19 protein-coding genes are annotated in these 16,432 nt (G+C 69.3%); 9 read left to right on the forward strand and 10 right to left on the reverse strand.

The window, feature by feature from the left end; translation table 11 throughout:
• Positions 1–21: 21 nt before the first annotated feature.
• Positions 22–699, reverse strand: coding sequence for an NUDIX hydrolase (locus GON06_RS05550; protein ID WP_332837181.1), 678 nt, complete (start codon positions 697–699; stop codon positions 22–24).
• 245 nt (positions 700–944) lie between these two features.
• Here GON06_RS05550 and GON06_RS05555 point away from each other — a divergent pair, with 245 nt between their 5' ends.
• Both GON06_RS05555 and GON06_RS05560 read left to right on the forward strand, forming a co-directional pair.
• A complete protein-coding gene (locus GON06_RS05555; RefSeq protein WP_157311288.1) occupies positions 945–1,301 on the forward strand; it encodes a sterol carrier family protein in 357 nt (118 codons plus the stop codon).
• Between the two features lie 100 nt (positions 1,302–1,401).
• Entirely contained in the window at positions 1,402–1,719 is a 318-nt protein-coding gene (locus GON06_RS05560; RefSeq protein WP_157311289.1) for a potassium transporter Trk, read from the forward strand.
• Positions 1,720–1,858: 139 nt separating this feature from the next.
• On the opposite strand, the gene GON06_RS05565 is transcribed toward GON06_RS05560, so the two are convergent.
• The gene (locus tag GON06_RS05565; RefSeq protein ID WP_157311290.1) at positions 1,859–2,458 is read right to left on the reverse strand and encodes a zinc-binding alcohol dehydrogenase; all 600 of its coding nucleotides are present in this window, start codon (positions 2,456–2,458) and stop codon (positions 1,859–1,861) included.
• 136 nt (positions 2,459–2,594) lie between these two features.
• Between GON06_RS05565 and purM the strand changes: the two genes are divergently transcribed.
• From purM to GON06_RS05580, 3 genes are read left to right on the forward strand one after another with little or no spacing between them, the layout of a single operon-like run.
• Positions 2,595–3,710, forward strand: a complete 1,116-nt coding sequence (purM, locus tag GON06_RS05570; RefSeq protein WP_332837182.1) for a phosphoribosylformylglycinamidine cyclo-ligase — start codon at positions 2,595–2,597, stop codon at positions 3,708–3,710.
• A 6-nt stretch (positions 3,711–3,716) separates the two neighbouring features.
• Positions 3,717–5,183: an amidophosphoribosyltransferase gene (purF, locus tag GON06_RS05575; protein ID WP_157311291.1), complete on the forward strand. Its 1,467-nt coding sequence runs from the start codon at positions 3,717–3,719 to the stop codon at positions 5,181–5,183.
• Positions 5,180–6,493, forward strand: a complete 1,314-nt coding sequence (locus GON06_RS05580; protein ID WP_332837183.1) for an MFS transporter — start codon at positions 5,180–5,182, stop codon at positions 6,491–6,493. The genes purF and GON06_RS05580 overlap by 4 nt, the downstream gene beginning before the upstream one ends.
• Positions 6,494–6,524: 31 nt before the next feature.
• On the opposite strand, the gene GON06_RS05585 is transcribed toward GON06_RS05580, so the two are convergent.
• Together GON06_RS05585 and GON06_RS05590 are read right to left on the reverse strand one after the other, a co-directional pair.
• Entirely contained in the window at positions 6,525–6,986 is a 462-nt protein-coding gene (locus tag GON06_RS05585) for a hypothetical protein (RefSeq protein ID WP_157311292.1), read from the reverse strand.
• Positions 6,987–6,998: 12 nt separating this feature from the next.
• On the reverse strand, positions 6,999–7,562 hold the full coding sequence (locus GON06_RS05590) for an RNA polymerase sigma factor (protein ID WP_157311293.1): 564 nt from the start codon (positions 7,560–7,562) through the stop codon (positions 6,999–7,001).
• A gap of 104 nt (positions 7,563–7,666) precedes the next feature.
• Between GON06_RS05590 and GON06_RS05595 the strand changes: the two genes are divergently transcribed.
• Entirely contained in the window at positions 7,667–8,224 is a 558-nt protein-coding gene (locus GON06_RS05595; protein WP_157311294.1) for a hypothetical protein, read from the forward strand.
• A gap of 9 nt (positions 8,225–8,233) precedes the next feature.
• Here the strand turns inward: GON06_RS05595 and GON06_RS05600 are convergent, their stop codons facing one another.
• Both GON06_RS05600 and GON06_RS05605 read right to left on the reverse strand, forming a co-directional pair.
• Positions 8,234–9,076: an MOSC domain-containing protein gene (locus GON06_RS05600; RefSeq protein ID WP_157311295.1), complete on the reverse strand. Its 843-nt coding sequence runs from the start codon at positions 9,074–9,076 to the stop codon at positions 8,234–8,236.
• Positions 9,077–9,174: 98 nt separating this feature from the next.
• Complete coding sequence (locus GON06_RS05605) at positions 9,175–9,363, reverse strand: DUF3073 domain-containing protein (RefSeq protein ID WP_157311296.1); 189 nt, start codon at positions 9,361–9,363, stop codon at positions 9,175–9,177.
• Between the two features lie 152 nt (positions 9,364–9,515).
• On the opposite strand from GON06_RS05605, the gene GON06_RS05610 reads away from it, so the two are divergent.
• Positions 9,516–10,061: a universal stress protein gene (locus tag GON06_RS05610; protein ID WP_157311297.1), complete on the forward strand. Its 546-nt coding sequence runs from the start codon at positions 9,516–9,518 to the stop codon at positions 10,059–10,061.
• A 119-nt stretch (positions 10,062–10,180) separates the two neighbouring features.
• On the opposite strand, the gene GON06_RS05615 is transcribed toward GON06_RS05610, so the two are convergent.
• The 4 genes from GON06_RS05615 to GON06_RS05630 form a co-directional block, all read right to left on the reverse strand.
• On the reverse strand, positions 10,181–10,816 hold the full coding sequence (locus tag GON06_RS05615; protein ID WP_157311298.1) for a PadR family transcriptional regulator: 636 nt from the start codon (positions 10,814–10,816) through the stop codon (positions 10,181–10,183).
• A complete protein-coding gene (locus GON06_RS05620) occupies positions 10,813–11,658 on the reverse strand; it encodes a DUF4097 family beta strand repeat-containing protein (RefSeq protein ID WP_157311299.1) in 846 nt (281 codons plus the stop codon). Before GON06_RS05620 ends, GON06_RS05615 begins: the two co-directional genes overlap by 4 nt.
• Positions 11,659–11,806: 148 nt before the next feature.
• Positions 11,807–12,388: a hypothetical protein gene (locus GON06_RS05625; protein WP_157311300.1), complete on the reverse strand. Its 582-nt coding sequence runs from the start codon at positions 12,386–12,388 to the stop codon at positions 11,807–11,809.
• 125 nt (positions 12,389–12,513) lie between these two features.
• A complete protein-coding gene (locus tag GON06_RS05630) occupies positions 12,514–14,925 on the reverse strand; it encodes a glycogen/starch/alpha-glucan phosphorylase (RefSeq protein WP_332837184.1) in 2,412 nt (803 codons plus the stop codon).
• 40 nt (positions 14,926–14,965) lie between these two features.
• Between GON06_RS05630 and GON06_RS05635 the strand changes: the two genes are divergently transcribed.
• Together GON06_RS05635 and GON06_RS05640 are read left to right on the forward strand one after the other, a co-directional pair.
• Complete coding sequence (locus GON06_RS05635) at positions 14,966–15,481, forward strand: hypothetical protein (RefSeq protein WP_332837185.1); 516 nt, start codon at positions 14,966–14,968, stop codon at positions 15,479–15,481.
• Between the two features lie 60 nt (positions 15,482–15,541).
• Entirely contained in the window at positions 15,542–16,300 is a 759-nt protein-coding gene (locus GON06_RS05640; protein WP_157311301.1) for a MerR family transcriptional regulator, read from the forward strand.
• Positions 16,301–16,432: the final 132 nt, after the last annotated feature.

Below are 16,432 nucleotides of genomic sequence, written 5' to 3' on the forward strand. Positions count from 1 at the left end.
CCGGAGGCGTCCTCCCGTGCGTCAGAGCTCGATCGGCCGCTCGTCTGCGGCGTCCCAGGGGAGGGTCCAGCCTGCGGCGTCGAACAGGCCGTCGAGCACCATCGCGGTGAAGCCCCACACGATCGTGCCGTCCAGGTCGAACGCCGGGCCGCGGAACGTGAACCCGTCGCGGCTGAGCACCGAGGTGTAGCGCGTCGCGGGATCGAGCAGGTGCGCGACCGGGACGCGGAACACCTCGACGGTTTCGCGATGGTCGACAGCGGCGACCCGTGACGGCGCCCGCCACCAGGCGAGCACTGGTGTGACGACGTGACTGCTCGCCGCGAGCGGCAGCTCGGGCAGCGTGGCGAGAATCTCTACTCCGGCGGGGTCGAGTCCGGTCTCCTCCTGCGCCTCGCGCAGCGCCGTCGCGATCGCGTCGGCATCCTGCGCCTCGCGTCTGCCGCCGGGGAACGACACCTGCCCCGGATGCGACGACAGCGTCGCCGCGCGCCGCTGCAGCAGCACATCGAGGTCTGCGGCGACGGTCGTCTCATCCGACGCCGCGGGGATGTCGTCCAGTCGTCCGAACAGCATGAGGACGGATGCCGGGTGCGCGCGCCCGATGTTCTGCGGATACCTCGCCGCCCAGCCGGCACCGTGCTCGGCGGCGGCGATGAGCTCGGCGCGGGCCCCGGTAACCGTCTTCTGCGAAGTCACCTGTCGAGCCTATGCCCGCCGGGGCGTCGCGGCTCGTTCCCGGGCACAAGCCTCCCCGGTTCCGGTCTCACTCGTTGTGGGTCGTCGGCCCGGGGTACCCGCATCTGTTGAGACCGGAGCAGTAGGGGCTTGAAGCCTCCCCGGTTCCGGTCTCACTCATTGTGGGTCGTCGGCGGGGTACGCGCATCTGTTGAGACCGGAGCATCGGGAAGAATGAGTGTTCCCCCGCGCGTACGCTGAACAGCATGGCCGCACGCAGGATCGACACCGCCGACGGACGCGCCGCGCTCGCCGCGGTCGCGAACGGCGAGGCCGCCCGCCCGCAGATCGCGACGGCGGTGCGCTACCTGCTGCAGCTGCTCGATGAGAAGGCGCCGGGCAACAGCGTCGAGGTGCGCGTGCCGCCGTTCGGCGCCGTACAGGTCGTGCAGGGGCCGCGTCATACCCGCGGCACGCCGCCGAACGTCGTCGAGATGGATGCCGCCACCTGGATCGCCGTGGCGACCGGCGCCGAGCAGTGGGCGGACGCTGTGGCCGCCGGCCGCGTCGCGGCATCCGGCATCCGCGCCGACATCGAGGCGCTCCTCCCGCTGCGTCCGTAGTCCGCGACGGCGGGCCCGCAATGTTCGGGTCATGCGGAGGATGCCGGCATCATCGTGCGCTGACGACGAGTGCATATCCGGACCGTGGGACAATGGATGCATGGCACGCAACGCATCCCGTGAGACCGTCGAGGCGAGGGTCCGTCCTGTGCCGCGCTACGGCGTGTTCATGGGGCTGGGCGCCGTGCTCGGCGTCATCGTCGCGCTGATCCTCACCGCGGTCGGCAGCTACGAGCCGTCCGAGGCCGCCGGGGTGGCCTACCCCGCGGGGCAGGTGTTCGGCTTCATGCTGCTGTGGACGGTGCCGATCGGCATCGCGCTCGGCGGCGTCGTCGCGCTGATGCTCGACCGCAGCGCGAGCAAGCACGCCCGCGTCGTGCAGGTGCAGCACGAGCGCGTCATCACGCCCGAGGCCTGAGTCTGCTCGCCGAGCCGTGCGCTGATCGCCGCGTGCACGCCCGGCTGAACCCGTCGCCGTCGACCTCACCGGTCACCGGCGTCGATGTGTGGTTCGCTCGACGGCAGGTGGTTCACGCGGCAGACGGTGCAGCAGGTTCCTAAGCCAGCTCCCCGATCACCGGTCTGATCGCCGAGTCGAACGCGACGACGTCGCGGCGCAGCCCGTCGGTGACGGCCACCGTCAGAGCGCCGATCCACCAGATCCCGCGCTGCGAGAGCGGCAGCACCTGTACGTTCAGCTCGAACGAGTGGGCCCTCCTCCCGACCTCGCGCTCGAACTCCGCGATCGCGCTGGCGTAGGCCCGGTACGAGTCGCCGGACGAGTTCACCGTCGCGACGTAGCGTTTGTGGGCGTCGTGTGCGAACTGCAGCGCCGTCGCTGCGTGCGGCGCGATCGCCGCGCGCAGCTCGTCGGCGCCGGATGCCGGCAGGGCGACCATGGTGTCGAACCCGTCGACCAGCTCCAGTGGCACGTCGCTGCGATGCGCGCGCGGCTCGACGGTCATGTCCCAGTACGAACGCCACTGCTCCTCGACCGCATCGCTGGCATCCGCGGCATCCGGTGCGCGCACCTCGAGACCGCGCAGTGCGGGTATCTCCTCCGGTTCGCGCACGCCGAGCAGCTGCCGCAGTGCGAGCGCGATCAGCACCGGGGTGCCCGCGTCCTCGCGGATCAGCCACTGCGGCTTCTCGCTCATGGCCCCCATCGTAGGAGACACCTTTCCCGCGGGGTCAAGATCTGCCGCATCCGTCCCCTCCGACCGACTCTTTCCGGCCGCTCAGGCTGGGTGGACGCCCGGACATCACCCATCTCGGAGCCGGTAGGCTGTCCTGGTGGCAGACTCCACCACCAATCCCTACGCAGCAGCAGGCGTCGACACCGCTGCCGGCGATCTGGCCGTCGAACTCATGAAGTCCTCCGTGCGCGCGACGCACGGACCGGAAGTGCTCGGGGGCGTCGGCGGATTCGCGGGCCTCTTCGACGCCAGCGCACTGCGCGACTACCGGCATCCGCTGCTCGCGACCTCGACCGACGGCGTCGGCACGAAGGTCGCGATCGCGCAGGCGATCGACAAGCACGACACGATCGGGCAGGACCTGGTCGGCATGGTCGTGGACGACATCGTCGTGGTCGGTGCGAAGCCGCTGTTCATGACCGACTACATCGCGTGCGGCAAGGTCGTGCCGAACCGCATCGCCGACATCGTGCGCGGTATCGCGGATGCCTGCACGGCGACGGGCACCGCGCTGGTCGGCGGCGAGACCGCCGAGCACCCGGGTCTCCTCGGCCCGGACGATTACGATGTCGCGGGCGCCGCCACCGGCGTCGTCGAGAAGGACGCCGTGCTCGGTGCCGAGCTCGTGCGCGACGGCGACGCCGTCATCGCCCTGGCCTCGAGCGGTCTGCATTCCAACGGCTTCTCGCTGGTGCGGCACATCCTCACCGGCGCAGGCATTGGCTACCAGGACCAGGCGGCCGACCTCGGCGCCACCTGGGGCGAGGCGCTCCTCGAGCCGACGCGCCTCTACACGCTGCCGCTGCTGAAGCTCATCGACCTGCTTCCCGGCGCCGTGCACTCCCTCAGCCACGTCACGGGCGGGGGCATCGCGGCCAACCTCGCCCGCGTGCTGCCGCAGGGCAGCTGGGCCGAGGTCGACCGCGCGACGTGGTCGCCCGACCCGGTGTTCCGCGTGCTGGCGGACATCGCGGGCACCCCGCTGGAGCAGACCGAGGGCACCTGGAACCTGGGAATCGGCTTCCTCGCGATCGTCGACGGTGCGCAGGCGGATGCCGCGATCGCGGCGATCGAGGCACAGGGCATCGCCGCCTGGAAGGCAGGCACGGTGCACATCGGCGCCGTCCCCGGCGAAGGATTCGAACAGGGCGCCAAGGGCGTCGACGGCGGAGCGGTGCGCCTGGTGGGCGGCTACCGGGACGGAGCGAAGTAACACCCCATGTGCGGCATCGTCGGAATGGTCGGCAACGGCCCGGTCAACCAGGACATCTACGACGCTCTCCTGCTGCTGCAGCACCGCGGGCAGGATGCCACGGGCATCGCCACCGCGGAGTCGACCGGCGTCATGCACATGGCGAAGGCGCAGGGGATGGTGCGCGAGGCGTTCCGCACCCGCGACATGCGCTCGCTGCTGGGCAGCGTCGGCCTCGGGCACGTGCGCTACGCGACGAAGGGCACCGCGTCGAGCGAGGAGGAGGCGCAGCCCTTCTACGTGAACTCGCCGTACGGCATCGTGCTCATCCACAACGGCAACCTCACCAACACGCGTGAGCTGACCGCCGAGATGGAGCAGCGCGACCGCCGCCACCTGAACTCCTCGAGCGACACCGAGCTGCTGCTGAACGTGCTCGCGCACGAGCTGCAGACCACCACGTCCCCGGTCGATCTCGACCCGGAGCGCATCTTCGAGGCCGTGGCGAACACGCACAAGCGCATCGAGGGCGCCTACGCCGTGATCGCGATCATCGCCGGCTACGGCCTGCTGGCCTTCCGCGACCCGTTCGGCATCCGTCCGCTGATCCTGGGCCGTCGCACCACGGCCGACCCGGGCGACTCGGACGAGTGGGTCGTCACCAGCGAGTCGCTGGTGCTCGAGAACGCCGACTACGAGATCGTGCGGGAGGTGGCTCCCGGCGAAGCCGTGTTCATCAGCAACGACGGCGAGCTGTTCTCGAAGCAGTGCGCGGAGAATCCCGTGCTCACGCCGTGCGCGTTCGAGTACGTGTACCTGGCTCGTCCCGACTCCGTGATGAACGGCGTCTCGGTGTACGAGTCGCGGCTGCGGATGGGTGAGAAGCTCGCCGACACGATCGCCAAGCACGTGCCGCGCGAGAAGATCGACGTGGTCATGCCGATCCCCGACTCGTCGCGCCCGGCGGCGATGGAGGTCGCCCGCAAGCTCGGCATCGAGTACCGCGAGGGCTTCTACAAGAACCGCTACGTGGGTCGCACGTTCATCATGCCCGGCCAGGCGGTGCGCAAGAAGAGCGTGCGGCAGAAGCTGAACGCCATGTCGACCGAGTTCCAGGGCAAGAACGTGCTGCTCATCGACGACTCGATCGTCCGAGGCACGACGAGCAAGCAGATCATCCAGATGGCGCGGGATGCCGGTGCACTGTCGGTCACATTCGCGTCGGCCGCGCCCCCGGTGCGCTACCCGCACGTGTACGGCATCAACATGCCCTCGAAGCACGAGCTCGTCGCGCACGGCCGCACGATCCCGGAGATCGCCGAGGAGCTGGGCTGCGACCACATCGTCTTCCAGGAGGTCGACGACCTCAGGGCGGCGATCACCGAGGGCACCGACCTGGTCGACCTCGACATGAGCTGCTTCGACGGTCGCTACGTGACCGGCACGGTCACCGAGGAGTACCTGGACTGGGTGGAGAGGTCGCAGACCTCGTGACGTCGGGCGCATCGCCGGCGGTGCGCCCTCTCTGGCAGGGGCGCGCGCTCGCGGTGCTCGGCATCGTGCTGCTGGCTTTCTCGCTGCGGTCGGCGGTGGCCTCGCTCTCGCCGGTCGTCGACCTGATCGCGGCGGACTTCCCCGTGCCGCCGGTGGTGCTCGGCCTGATCGGGGCGGCACCGCCGGTCTGCTATGCCCTGTTCGGACTGGCGACACCCTGGGCGGAGCAACGACTCGGGCTGGAACGACTGACCGTCATCGCCACGGCGCTGATCACGCTGGGGCTGGTGGCGCGCGGCTTCGCGGTGGACTCGGTCACGCTGATCGCCGCGACGGCGGTGGTGTTCGCGGGGGTCGGCACCGGCAACATCCTGCTGCCCCCGCTGGTCAAGAAGTACTTCCCCGACCGGCTCGGCCTGATGATGACCGTGTACTCGGTCGCGATGGCCGCGTCGACGTTCCTGCCACCGCTGGTCGCGGTGCCGGTGGCGGATGCCGCGGGCTGGCGCGTGTCGCTCGCCGAGTGGGCCGTGTTCGCCGTGGCGTCGATGATCCCGTGGATCGTGCTGATGCTGCGGGACCGTCCTTCGTCTCGCTCCGCGGATCCTGAGCGAGTCGCGGAGCGACGAGACGAAGGCGCCGATCGCGAGCTCGAGTCCGTCACCGGCCCTGTCGTCGTCGCGCCGGCGGATTCCCGCATCCTGAGCCGCCTGCCACGGCTGCCGCTGGCGTGGGCGATGACCTTCGTCTTCGGCGTCTCCGCATCGATGGCGTACGTCACCTTCGGATGGCTGCCGCAGGTGCTCGTGGACATCGGCGGCGTGTCCGCGGCCGAGGCCGGGTTCCTGCTCGGGCTCTTCTCGGTGATGGCGCTGCCCTGCTCGCTGGTCGTCCCCGGTCTCACGGTGAAGTACGCCTGGGCGACGCCGGTGCTGCTGGTCACCGCGGTGGTGACCGGTGTCGCCGGCCTGCTCGGACTGGTGCTCGCTCCGCAGCCGTTCCTGTACGGCTGGGTCGTGCTCTACGGTCTGACCGGCATCATGTTCCCGATGAGCCTGGCGCTGCTCAGCATCCGTGCCCGTACACACGAGAGCGCCGTCGCGCTGAGCGGTTTCGTGCAGAGCGTGGGCTACGGCTTCGCCGCGATCTTCCCGATCCTCTTCGGCGTGCTGCACGGCGCGACGGGAGGATGGCAGGTCCCGCTGCTGATGATGGTCGTGCTGCTGGTGGCCGCCGTGCCGGCGGGAATCGTGATCGCGCGCCCGATGACGATCGAGGATGCCTGGTCCCGCCGCCACGGGAAGTGGTGACGGGCGTTGGGTCGCTGAGCCCGCCGAAGCGTCAGGGCTGAGCCAGGCGCAGGGCGAGGCAGTCGGCGTCGCCCTCGTCGGGGAACACTCCGAGGCGGCCGTCGGCCAGCACGCACGTGAACAGCTCGGGCACGCGGCCGTCTGTCCTGCTGAACTCCCCGAGCCGCCAGGACGCCGCGCACTGGATCTCGGCGGACGTCACGCGGTCCGCCATCGACGGCAGTGCTCCCATGACTCCCTCCGTGGGAGCAGCGGACACCTCGATCGACGACGCGGACGTGTCGGCCGCCTGAAAGCAGACCGATGCCGTCTTCTCGATGTCTGTGGCCTGCACCACGGCGAGTGCGCCGCCGGTGAGCAGCACGGCGGCGAGCGTGCTGCCGGCGAGGGTCACGATGCGCGAGCGCCGGCGCTGAGCGGCATCTCTGAGCGAGATCCGCCTGCGGATCTCCGCGAACTGGGCGGCGTAGTAGTGCTCGTCGACGTCAGCCATCGCCGGCCCCCCTCAGAACGTCGCTCCACCGCGACGGCGCAGCAGCCACTCCCGGATCATGCCTCCGTTCGGCCGCACCTTCCGCACGGCCTCCTTGTACGTCAGCCCGTGCACCAGGCACTGGCAGACGATCTCCTGGTCGACCGCGTCGAGGCGGGCGACCGCGGCTTCGAGCGTAGCGGTCAGGGCCTGCTTCGCAACAGGGTCGATCTCGGTGAGAGGCGCTCGGGCGGGGACGGCCAGCGCCGTGGGGCGGGTCGACGCGCGCGCGGCGGCGTGGATGCGGTTGGCGTTGGCGATCTGCTCCTGACCGATCGAGAGCATCCACGGCAGGGCGGAGCCCCCGGGCATCCGGTTCTCGTCGAGTCTTTCCCACGCGAAGGTGAAGACCTCCTGCAGCACCTCGTCGACGTGGTTCTCATCGGCGAGCTGCGAGTGGATCAGCGCGTGCACCGCGGGCACGTGCCGGTGGAAGAGGGTCTGGAAGGCATCCGCGTCGCCACGACGGAACGCCGCCACCAGGGTGCGATCGGTCGCGAGGTCGGCGGGGGCGGATTTCTCGGGTGTGCCCTCCATCACCTCTATTCTGGCCTGAAATCGGGAAAACGGGTGGCCGAGCTTGTCGACGGGGCCTCGAACACGGCACTCTGAGAGGACGTGCGACAGGGAAGAGGGATGCGATGAGGCGCAGAGCGGGTATCAGGGCATCGATCGCGGCGGTGTTCGGAGCGGCGATGCTGATCGCGTCGGCGCCGGGCGCGGGGGCGGGAACCATCCAGCCAGAGGCCACGGAATCACCGGAGCCGGAACAGCACTGCGTGCAGAACCTCGACACCGGCAGCCTGGTGTGCGCGGCATCCGATGATGCGCTGGGCGGACTCGTCTACGACGAGACGGGGAAGGTGCTGATCTACCAGCCGAACGGAACGCTGTCCCGCGCGACCGTGAGTCCCGCGGCGACCTACGTGATCGGCGTCATCTACTCGTACCCGAACTACGGCGGAAGCACGCGGGTGCTGACCGGCTCGACGCCGTGCAGCTCCGGCGGCGCGTACAACTACCGGGATCTGTCGCTGATCGGCTGGAACAACGACATCGACTCCTTCAAGAGCTACGCCGGCTGCATGACGAAGCTCTGGGACGCCACGAACTTCGCCGGCAACGCCTACGGGTACTACACGAACATCGCGGATGCCGGATCGTGGCGCAACAGGGCGTCGTCGATCCGCTGGCAGTGAGCTACGTCGTCAGCCGCTGACGACCACTTCATCGCCCACGCGGATCACACCGCCGTGGCCGCTGAGGTCGTCGACGTCGCCGCTGACGACGCCGCCCTCGCTCCGGAGCAGCAGCAGAGTGCCGAGAGTCGGCTCGGCCTGACCGACACGGCCGGTGAGCGTGGTGAGCACCTTCGCGTCGCGCTCCCCGGTGTCGGGGTTCGCGTGCGTGGCGAGGCACCGGCCGATCGGCTTGTGCACGGTGAAGCGCACGTCGCCGATGCGCACCTCTCCCGACCACTGCAGCTCGTCCCAGGCATCCACCCCGTCGATCACGACGTTGGAGCGGAACCGGCGGTCGTCGATCGGCTTCTCGAGGGCGTCGCCGAGCGCGGCGATGCTGGCGGTGCTGTGCACCGAGACGAAGCCGCGCGAGCGGTCCTGGAAGCGGGACTGCTCGCCGTCGCCGACGAGGGCGAGCGGCAGTCGCCCCGGGCGGCCGAGGCGCTTGGCATCCGGCGTGGTCAGGACGAACTCCGTCAGTGCCTCGACGAGTTCGGCACGGCCGTCGTCGTCGAGACCGGCGTCGACGAGCACGACGTCGTCGTGGCTGACCTGCACGCGCAGCGCCTCGTGGTCGTAGCGCAGGCGCAACGCGGCCAGTGCGGGGAACGACTCCAGCGCGAGGCCCTTCGACTTCGGCCAGTAGTGCAGGCCCGCGTCATCGAGCTCCGGCGTCGCGGCATCCGCGAACCGGAAAGCGAGCACGCGGTCACCGGCGACACGCCCGTCGGCCTGCACGGTCAGCTCCTCGCACTGCTCAGGGGTGAACCCCTTGACGGGATGACGGTACAGGGCGACGACGCGGGGCATGCGATCCATTCTTCCAGTCAGCGCTCAAGGCACGACGAAACCCCGGGAGGGACAGCATCCTGTCCACCCGGGGCTCAGTCGTTGCGAAAGAGCGGAGCTCAGGCTTTCTCGAGCTCGTCCTCGTCTTCGTCCGCGTACTGGTCAGCCCACTTGTCGACGTACTCGTCACCCTCCGATGCGGGATGACCGAGTTCGCGCTCCAATGCGGAGTAGTTGACGTCAGGACTGTACGCCTTGAGTTCGCGAGCGATCTTCGTGTGTTTCGCCTTCTGACGGCCACGGCCCATGCGCGAGACCCCCTTACGAGTTCAGCAACGGGCTGTGCGGGGCCCGATGTCTTATCCACGGCACCGGCTCGAGGCCGGTAAGAGTAGCATTCAGGATAGCACGCACGCCAGGGCAACAGCCCTCTTGGCGCCACCGGTGAAGGGAGATCGCCATGACAGAACCCGCCTCCACCCCGTCGGATGAAAGCCTCCCGAACGAGGCGCTGCAGAAGGCCGTCATCGTCGGCCTGCAACCCGGGCAGCCCGGGCACGTGCTGGACGAAGCCGTCCGGTACGCGAAGCTGCTCGGCTCGCCGCTGGTCGTGGTGCACGTCGACGTCAGCCGGTTCGTCACCTACGAGGACCCCGACGGATACGTGCACTCCGCGCCCATCGACCTCAACGTCGACCTCGGCGCCGCCGAGTTCGAGGAGGTGCAGAAGGTAGCGGGCGCCGCGCTGAAGGACGCCGGGATCACCTGGGTCGCTCGTCAGCTGGTCGGCGATCCGGCGCTGGCCATCAAGCAGCTCGCGGACAAGCTCGATGCGGAGCTGATCGTGATCGGCACCCGCCGTCGCGGATTCGGCGAGTCGGTCCGGGAGTTCTTCACCGGCTCGGTCGCCGCGCGGCTCGCGCACCGTCAGCACCGGAACATCCTCGTGATCCCTCAGGAAGAGGAGTCCGGCAAGGAGAACAAGGACCTCTGGCCGGAGGAGTGACCCCTCGTCTCGTCGCTCCGGACTCCGGGTCCTGAGCGAGCGCAGCGGGACGAAGGGCGCTCAGGACCCGGATACAACCGACTCCGGGTCCTGAGTGAGCGGAGCGAGACGAAGGGCGCTCAACGACCGGGGATGCCGGCCAGTGCGTTCGTCACGGCCTTCGCCGCGGCATCCATCGCCGACTCGAGGTCGGTGACGACCGTCGTCGGCAGCGCGCCGCCGCGGGCGACGTGGGTGCGCAGGTCGCTGCGCACCCGCGCGCGGAAGGCGTTGATCGAGGCGTCCGCCCGCTGCAGGTTCTCGCGCGCGATCACCCGCTCGTCGTCGTAGCCGGGGGCACGGGACGGTTCGCTCCTGGCCGCCTTGCGCTCGTCCTGTGCGGCGGCGGCGAGGTCGGCCCGCAGGCTCTTCATCGCCTCCTGCACGCTCTGGCGCACCTCGTTCGCGATCAGGCGCACCGAATCGGCCAGGCCGTCCTCGATGCCCGCGAGGTCGTCCTCGCGGGCGGCGAGCTCGGCGCGTCCGGCATCCGTGATCGAGTAGATCGTGGTGCGGCCGTCGACCGTCTTGGTGACCAGACCCTCCTCCTCGAGCTTGGCGAGACGAGGGTAGATGGTGCCGGCGCTGGGTGTGTACGTTCCGCCGGTGCGGTCGGTCAGCGCCTGGATGATGCCGTAGCCGTGCTGCGGCGCCTCGGCGAGCAGCGACAGCAGGTACAGGCGCAGATCGCCGTGCGAGAAGACTGCGGGACTCATGCCCCCTCCTCCCATTCCGGGTCGTCGGCCACGGTGGTCAGCGGCTTGCGGAGCACAGTGATGCCGCCCGAGACGGTGTTCGCGCGCACGTCGACGAAGCTGCCGGCGAGTTCACCGGTGGACCCGGTGAAGTTGCTCGGACCGCTCTGCGAGCGCTGCACGCCGTCGACCATCATCCGTCCGCTCATCGAGCGCAGCACGTAGTTGGCGGGCAGGGTCTCGTCGAGGCGGATCGTGGTGGCGCCGGAGACGGTGTTGAGGTTGATCGTGTTGACGTTGCCGGATGCGTCGACGAGCGTGGCGCCCGAGACGGTGTCGACGGTCGCCTTGCGCACGTTGCCGGTGACGGCCACGTCGCCCGAGACGCTGTTCGCGTTCAGGGTGCCGGTGAGGCTGCGGATCTGCACGTCGCCGGAGACCGAGTTGACGGTGAGGTCACCGGTGAGCGTGTCGACGATGATGTCGCCGGACACGGTGTTCAGGCGGGTGTCGTTGTGGATGCCGGAGATCAGAGCGCCGGCGCTGACGACGCCCAGGTTCAGGGCGATGCCGCGGGGGACCGCGACGCTGATCTCGGCCTTGGGACCACCGGCGCCGAAGTTGCGGAACACCTCGAGGAAGTTGTCCCAGCCGAGCTGCGGGTGGTCGATCTCGACCTGGGTGCCGTCCGACTCGACGCGGAGATCCTTGATGGTGACGCCGTGCACCTCGATGCGGATGCCCGGTTCGTCGTGAGCGACGATGTCGACCTGGCCGCCGACGAGGCCGACCTTGAGACGGGTCGCCGTGGCGATGTCGATGACGCGTTCCTCGCCGGGGGCGATGAGCCACTTCTCGGTCATGTGAGTCTCTCCTGATGTGATGGGCGATATCGAGATATATCGCGTGATTCGAGAGTAACACGATATATCGCGAGTCTGTCAAGGGGCGCACGAAAAGAGGAGGCGCCTCACAGGAATGTGCCGCGCCTCCTTCGTCAGGGATGGCGTGTCAGGGAGTGACGTCCGAGTACTGCACCGCGCTGACCACGCTGTTGTTCGCGGTGTTCGGGTCTGTCATCCCGGGCGCGGCGATGCTGACGATGTAGGGGTTGAGATCCTCCGCCCACGGGAGGGGATCGACGAGTCCCGCGGACACCCGGAAGCGCACCGTGGAGGTGTTGTAGTCGCTGACCGGGATGGCCACAGGGACGGCGTACGTCGAGGTCTGCACGTTGCCGGTGGTGTCGGTGCTCGACGCGGTGAGCGGGGTGTCGCCGAGGGTGACGTCGACTCCGGAGACGATCCGGATGTCGAACGAGACGGTGAGGATCGAACCGGCCGCGACCTCCGCGTCGGAATACGCGGCGAAGGTGCTCGGATGGGTCATGGTCCATTGCCGGGTGCCATCCGGGCTGGTCTGTTCGAGGACGTCCCCGCTCGACATGGACAGCTGCAGATCGGCGGTGTCGCCGCTGGCGGCGTAGGCGGGCACGGCGATGGCGGCGGCGACGACGGGAACCGACCATGCGGCGCCCTTCAGCGCGGTGCGTCGGGTCAGCCCGCGCTGCGCGGACTCGGCGATTTCAGGCATGAACGAGCGATCCTCCGGTGTTGTCGTGAAGCGAGGGTTCGCACGTGCCCCAAGAACCCCAGCCGTTCCCCCGGAGCCACGCTAGCCGAACAGCCGGCATCCTCCGATGGGGAGAACTGCCCATGTCAGGCCCAGATGCGCTCCTGGTAGTCGCGGGTGGCGCGGTCGGAGGAGAAGTAGCCGCAGCGCGCCACGTTCAGCACGGCGGAGCGCGTCCACGCATCCGGGTCCGCATACGCCGCGTCCACGCGCGCCTGTGCGTCGGCGTAGGCGCGGTAGTCGGCGAGCACCATGTACCGGTCCTCGGTGAGCAGGTTGGTGACGATCGGCTCGAACACCGCGCGGTCGCCGCCCGAGAACGCGCCGGACGCGATGAGGTCGACGGCGCGCCGTGCCCCGGCATCCACGGCCTCGCCCGGTCGATAGGCGGGCGCGAGCGCGGCGACCTCGGGCTCGGTCATGCCGAACAGGAAGAAGTTCTCGTCGCCGACCCGCTCGCGGATCTCGACGTTCGCGCCGTCGTCGGTGCCGATCGTCAGCGCGCCGTTGAGTGCGAGCTTCATGTTGCCCGTGCCGGACGCCTCCTTACCGGCCTGCGAGATCTGCTCCGACAGGTCAGCGGCGGGGATCACACTCTCGGCGAGCGTCACGTCGTAGTTCGCCGGATACAGCACCCGGAGCCTGCCCTCGAGCCGCTCGTCGTCGTTCACGACGCTCGCGACGGCATTGATCAGGTGGATGATCCGCTTCGCCATGACGTATCCGGGCGCCGCCTTCGCGCCGAACAGCACGGTGCGCGGCTGCAGAGCGGATGCTGCGACGCGGCCCGAGACCACGCCCTCGTAGGTGTCCACGACGTGCAGCACCTTCAGCAGCTGCCGCTTGTACTCGTGCAGGCGCTTGACCATCACGTCGAGCAGATGGGTGTCGTCGATCTCCGTCCGGTCGCGCACCCGCAGCACCTCGTTCAGACGCTGCTTGTTTCCGGCCTTGACCTGCGCGAACGCGTCGCGGAACGCGGCGTCCTCGGCGAACGGCTCGAGCTCGCGCAGCCGCTCCAGGTCGGCGAGCCAGCCGTCGCCGATCGCCTCGGTGATGAGCGCCGACAGCGCGGGGTTCGCCAGCCGCAGGAACCGGCGCGGCGTGACGCCGTTGGTGACGTTGGTGAACTTCTGCGGGAAGAACTCGGCGAAGTCGGGCAGCACGGCATCTCGCAGCAGCTGCGAGTGCAGCTCGGCGACGCCGTTCACCTTCACACTGGCGATCGTCGCGACGTGCGCCATCCGCACCGCGCGCACCGGGCTCTCCGCGATGATCGACATCGCGGCCACGCGCTCCTCGCCCAGGCGCTCGCGCACGGTGAGCAGGAACTCCTCGTTGATCCGGTAGATGATGTCGAGGTGCCGCGGAAGCAGCCGGCGCAGCAGATCGACCGGCCACACCTCGAGCGCCTCGGGCAGCAGTGTGTGGCAGGTGTAGGCGAAGCAGCGCTGCGTGATCGCCCACGCGGCATCCCAGGTCATGTCGTGCTCATCGATCAGCAGGCGCATCAGCTCTGGCACGGCGATCACGGGATGCGTGTCGTTCAGCTGGAAGATCGCGCGCTCGGGAAGCTCGTCGAGAGGGCGACCGGCGGCGAGCAGATCGTCGACGACGTCGCCGACGGATGCGGCCGCGAAGAAGTACTGCTGCTGCAGCCGCAGCTCCTTGCCCTGCGGCGTGGAATCGTCGGGGTAGAGCACCTTCGAGATGTTCTCGGCGAACGTCTTCGCGCGCACGGCGCGCTCGTAGTCGCCGGCGTTGAAGGCGGGCAGGTCGAGCGGCTCGAGCGCCTCCGCGCTCCACAGCCGCAGGATGCCGGCGCCGCTGCGATATCCGGGCACGATGAAGTCGTACGGCACGGCGCGCACCGCCCAGCCGTCCTCGACGCCGCCGAACCGGATCGTCCGAGCGCGCTCCGGGCGGGGGAACTCCCACGGCGATCCGCCGCGCATCCAGGCATCCGGATGCTCGACCTGCCGGCCGTCCTCGAACGACTGCCGGAAGATGCCGTACTCGTAGCGGATGCCGTAGCCGATGCTCGGCACGCCGAGCGTCGCCATCGAGTCGACGAAGCACGCCGCGAGGCGGCCCAGTCCGCCGTTTCCGAGGCCGGGCTCGATCTCGTGCGCGCGCAGCTCGTCGAGGTCGATGCCGCACGCCGCGAGCGCCTCGGCCGCGATGTCCTCGAGACCGGTCGCGAGCAGGCTGTTGTCCAACTGACGGCCGAGCAGGTATTCGGCGGAGAGGTAGCAGATCGTCTTGCCGTCGCGCGGGGCGCGCTCGGTCTCGAGGCGTCGCGCGGCGAGATGACCGCGCACGGTGCGCACCAGGGCGAGATAGCGGTCATCGACCGTGGAGTCCTGCAGGGTGACGCCGCGGTCCTGGGCGAGGTTGAGGAGGAACTCGGCGACGAAGTCGTCGACGGACGCGGGCGGCGCGATCACGTTCGCGAGGGCGAGCGGATGCCTGGGGCGAGGGCTCTCGGATGCGGTCACCCTATGACCGTAACGCCCGCCCGGCTCGTATTCTTGGTGCGTGCCAGAACGAACTCCGGAATCCCCCGCCGCGCGCCTGCTTCGTGCGAGTTTCGCCACGGAGGAGGCCGTCTACGGCGTGATCCTCGTCGCCGGCATGATCGCCGTCTCGGGGGCGCACGGTGCGACCTCGCTGAAGGTCTTCTGGACCGTGCTGGTGACCGTCGTCGTGTTCTGGCTCGCGCATCTGTACGCCGGGACGGTCGCCGGCCACGGGCTCGATCACGACCGCGTCGTGGGCCTCGGGGAGTCGTTCCGGCACGCGCTGCGGCGGTCGCTCGGACTGCTGCTCTCGTCGTGCATCCCCCTGCTGATCCTGCTGATGGGCAGTGCGCGCCTGATCAACGACAAGCTGACCATCTGGCTGGCGCTGTGGATGTGCGTCGCCGTGCTGGCGGTGCTCGGCTACATCGCGTTCCGGCGCCGCGGCGCCTCCTGGCCGATCCGGCTGCTCGGCGCGGTGACCACGGCGGCGTTCGGCATTGTGATCATCCTCGCGAAGGCGCTGATCCACTAGCGCTTGACATTGACGTAGCGTCAACTTCTACCGTGGAGATATCGACAGAAGGAGGACGCCATGGACTGGTCCATCCAGGAGATCGCCCGGCTCGCGGGCACCACCAGCAGAACACTGCGTCACTACGACGACATCGGTCTGCTGAAGCCCACGCGCGTGGCATCCAACGGCTATCGCCACTACGACGACGCCGCCCTGGTCAGGCTGCAGCGCATCCTGCTGCTGCGTGAGCTCGGGCTCGGGCTGCCGCAGGTGGCCGAGGTCATCGAGCGCGAGAAGTCCGAGGCATCCGCCCTCGAGACGCACCTCGCGCTGCTACGGCAGGAGCAGGAGCGCCTCGCCCGGCAGATCGCCTCCGTCGAGAACACCATCAACACATTGAACGAAGGAGGAACCCTCATGGCAGAGAACATGTTCGACGGGTTCGATCACACGCAGTACAAGGACGAGGTCGAGGAGCGCTGGGGCAAGAAGGCCTACGCGGACTCGGACCGCTGGTGGCGCGGCATGACCGACGCCGAGCGGGCCGACTGGCAGAAGCTGGTGTCCGACCTCGGTAGGGACTGGATCGCCGCCGCCGAGAGCGGCATCGACCCGGCATCCGACGAGGCGCAGGCGCTCGCGCGCCGTCACGTCGAGTGGCTGACCGGTGTGCCCGGCACGCCGGCGGCAGCACCCGGCGGAGACGTCAAGGGCTACGTGATCGGCCTCGGGGAGATGTACGTCGCCGACCCGCGCTTCGGCGCGAACTACGGCGGCACCCAGGGGGCGGAGTTCGTCCGCGACGCCCTGCGCGTCTACGCGGACGCGAATCTGTAAGTGCGAGCGCCCCGCTCACGTCGCGGTTCGTCCCGTTGTGCGCGGCATCCATCCGCTCACGTCGCCGTTCGTCCCGGTATCCACGTCGGATACCGGGACGAACGGCGATCCGAACGCTGCGGTGACCGATGG

Source organism: Microbacterium sp. MAH-37 (assembly GCF_009758255.1).
Lineage (GTDB): Bacteria > Actinomycetota > Actinomycetes > Actinomycetales > Microbacteriaceae > Microbacterium.

What these genes read in the sequence shown, in the direction of transcription:
- GON06_RS05555 (WP_157311288.1), top strand. Translation starts at nt 945, where the DNA reads ATGGCCGCACGCAGGATCGACACCGCCGACGGACGCGCCGCGCTCGCC.
- GON06_RS05560 (WP_157311289.1), top strand. Translation starts at nt 1,402, where the DNA reads ATGGCACGCAACGCATCCCGTGAGACCGTCGAGGCGAGGGTCCGTCCT.
- GON06_RS05565 (WP_157311290.1), bottom strand. Translation starts at nt 2,458, where the DNA reads ATGAGCGAGAAGCCGCAGTGGCTGATCCGCGAGGACGCGGGCACCCCG.
- purF (WP_157311291.1), top strand. Translation starts at nt 3,717, where the DNA reads ATGTGCGGCATCGTCGGAATGGTCGGCAACGGCCCGGTCAACCAGGAC.
- GON06_RS05585 (WP_157311292.1), bottom strand. Translation starts at nt 6,986, where the DNA reads ATGGCTGACGTCGACGAGCACTACTACGCCGCCCAGTTCGCGGAGATC.
- GON06_RS05590 (WP_157311293.1), bottom strand. Translation starts at nt 7,562, where the DNA reads ATGGAGGGCACACCCGAGAAATCCGCCCCCGCCGACCTCGCGACCGAT.
- GON06_RS05595 (WP_157311294.1), top strand. Translation starts at nt 7,667, where the DNA reads ATGAGGCGCAGAGCGGGTATCAGGGCATCGATCGCGGCGGTGTTCGGA.
- GON06_RS05600 (WP_157311295.1), bottom strand. Translation starts at nt 9,076, where the DNA reads ATGCCCCGCGTCGTCGCCCTGTACCGTCATCCCGTCAAGGGGTTCACC.
- GON06_RS05605 (WP_157311296.1), bottom strand. Translation starts at nt 9,363, where the DNA reads ATGGGCCGTGGCCGTCAGAAGGCGAAACACACGAAGATCGCTCGCGAA.
- GON06_RS05610 (WP_157311297.1), top strand. Translation starts at nt 9,516, where the DNA reads ATGACAGAACCCGCCTCCACCCCGTCGGATGAAAGCCTCCCGAACGAG.
- GON06_RS05615 (WP_157311298.1), bottom strand. Translation starts at nt 10,816, where the DNA reads ATGAGTCCCGCAGTCTTCTCGCACGGCGATCTGCGCCTGTACCTGCTG.
- GON06_RS05620 (WP_157311299.1), bottom strand. Translation starts at nt 11,658, where the DNA reads ATGACCGAGAAGTGGCTCATCGCCCCCGGCGAGGAACGCGTCATCGAC.
- GON06_RS05625 (WP_157311300.1), bottom strand. Translation starts at nt 12,388, where the DNA reads ATGCCTGAAATCGCCGAGTCCGCGCAGCGCGGGCTGACCCGACGCACC.
- GON06_RS05640 (WP_157311301.1), top strand. Translation starts at nt 15,542, where the DNA reads ATGGACTGGTCCATCCAGGAGATCGCCCGGCTCGCGGGCACCACCAGC.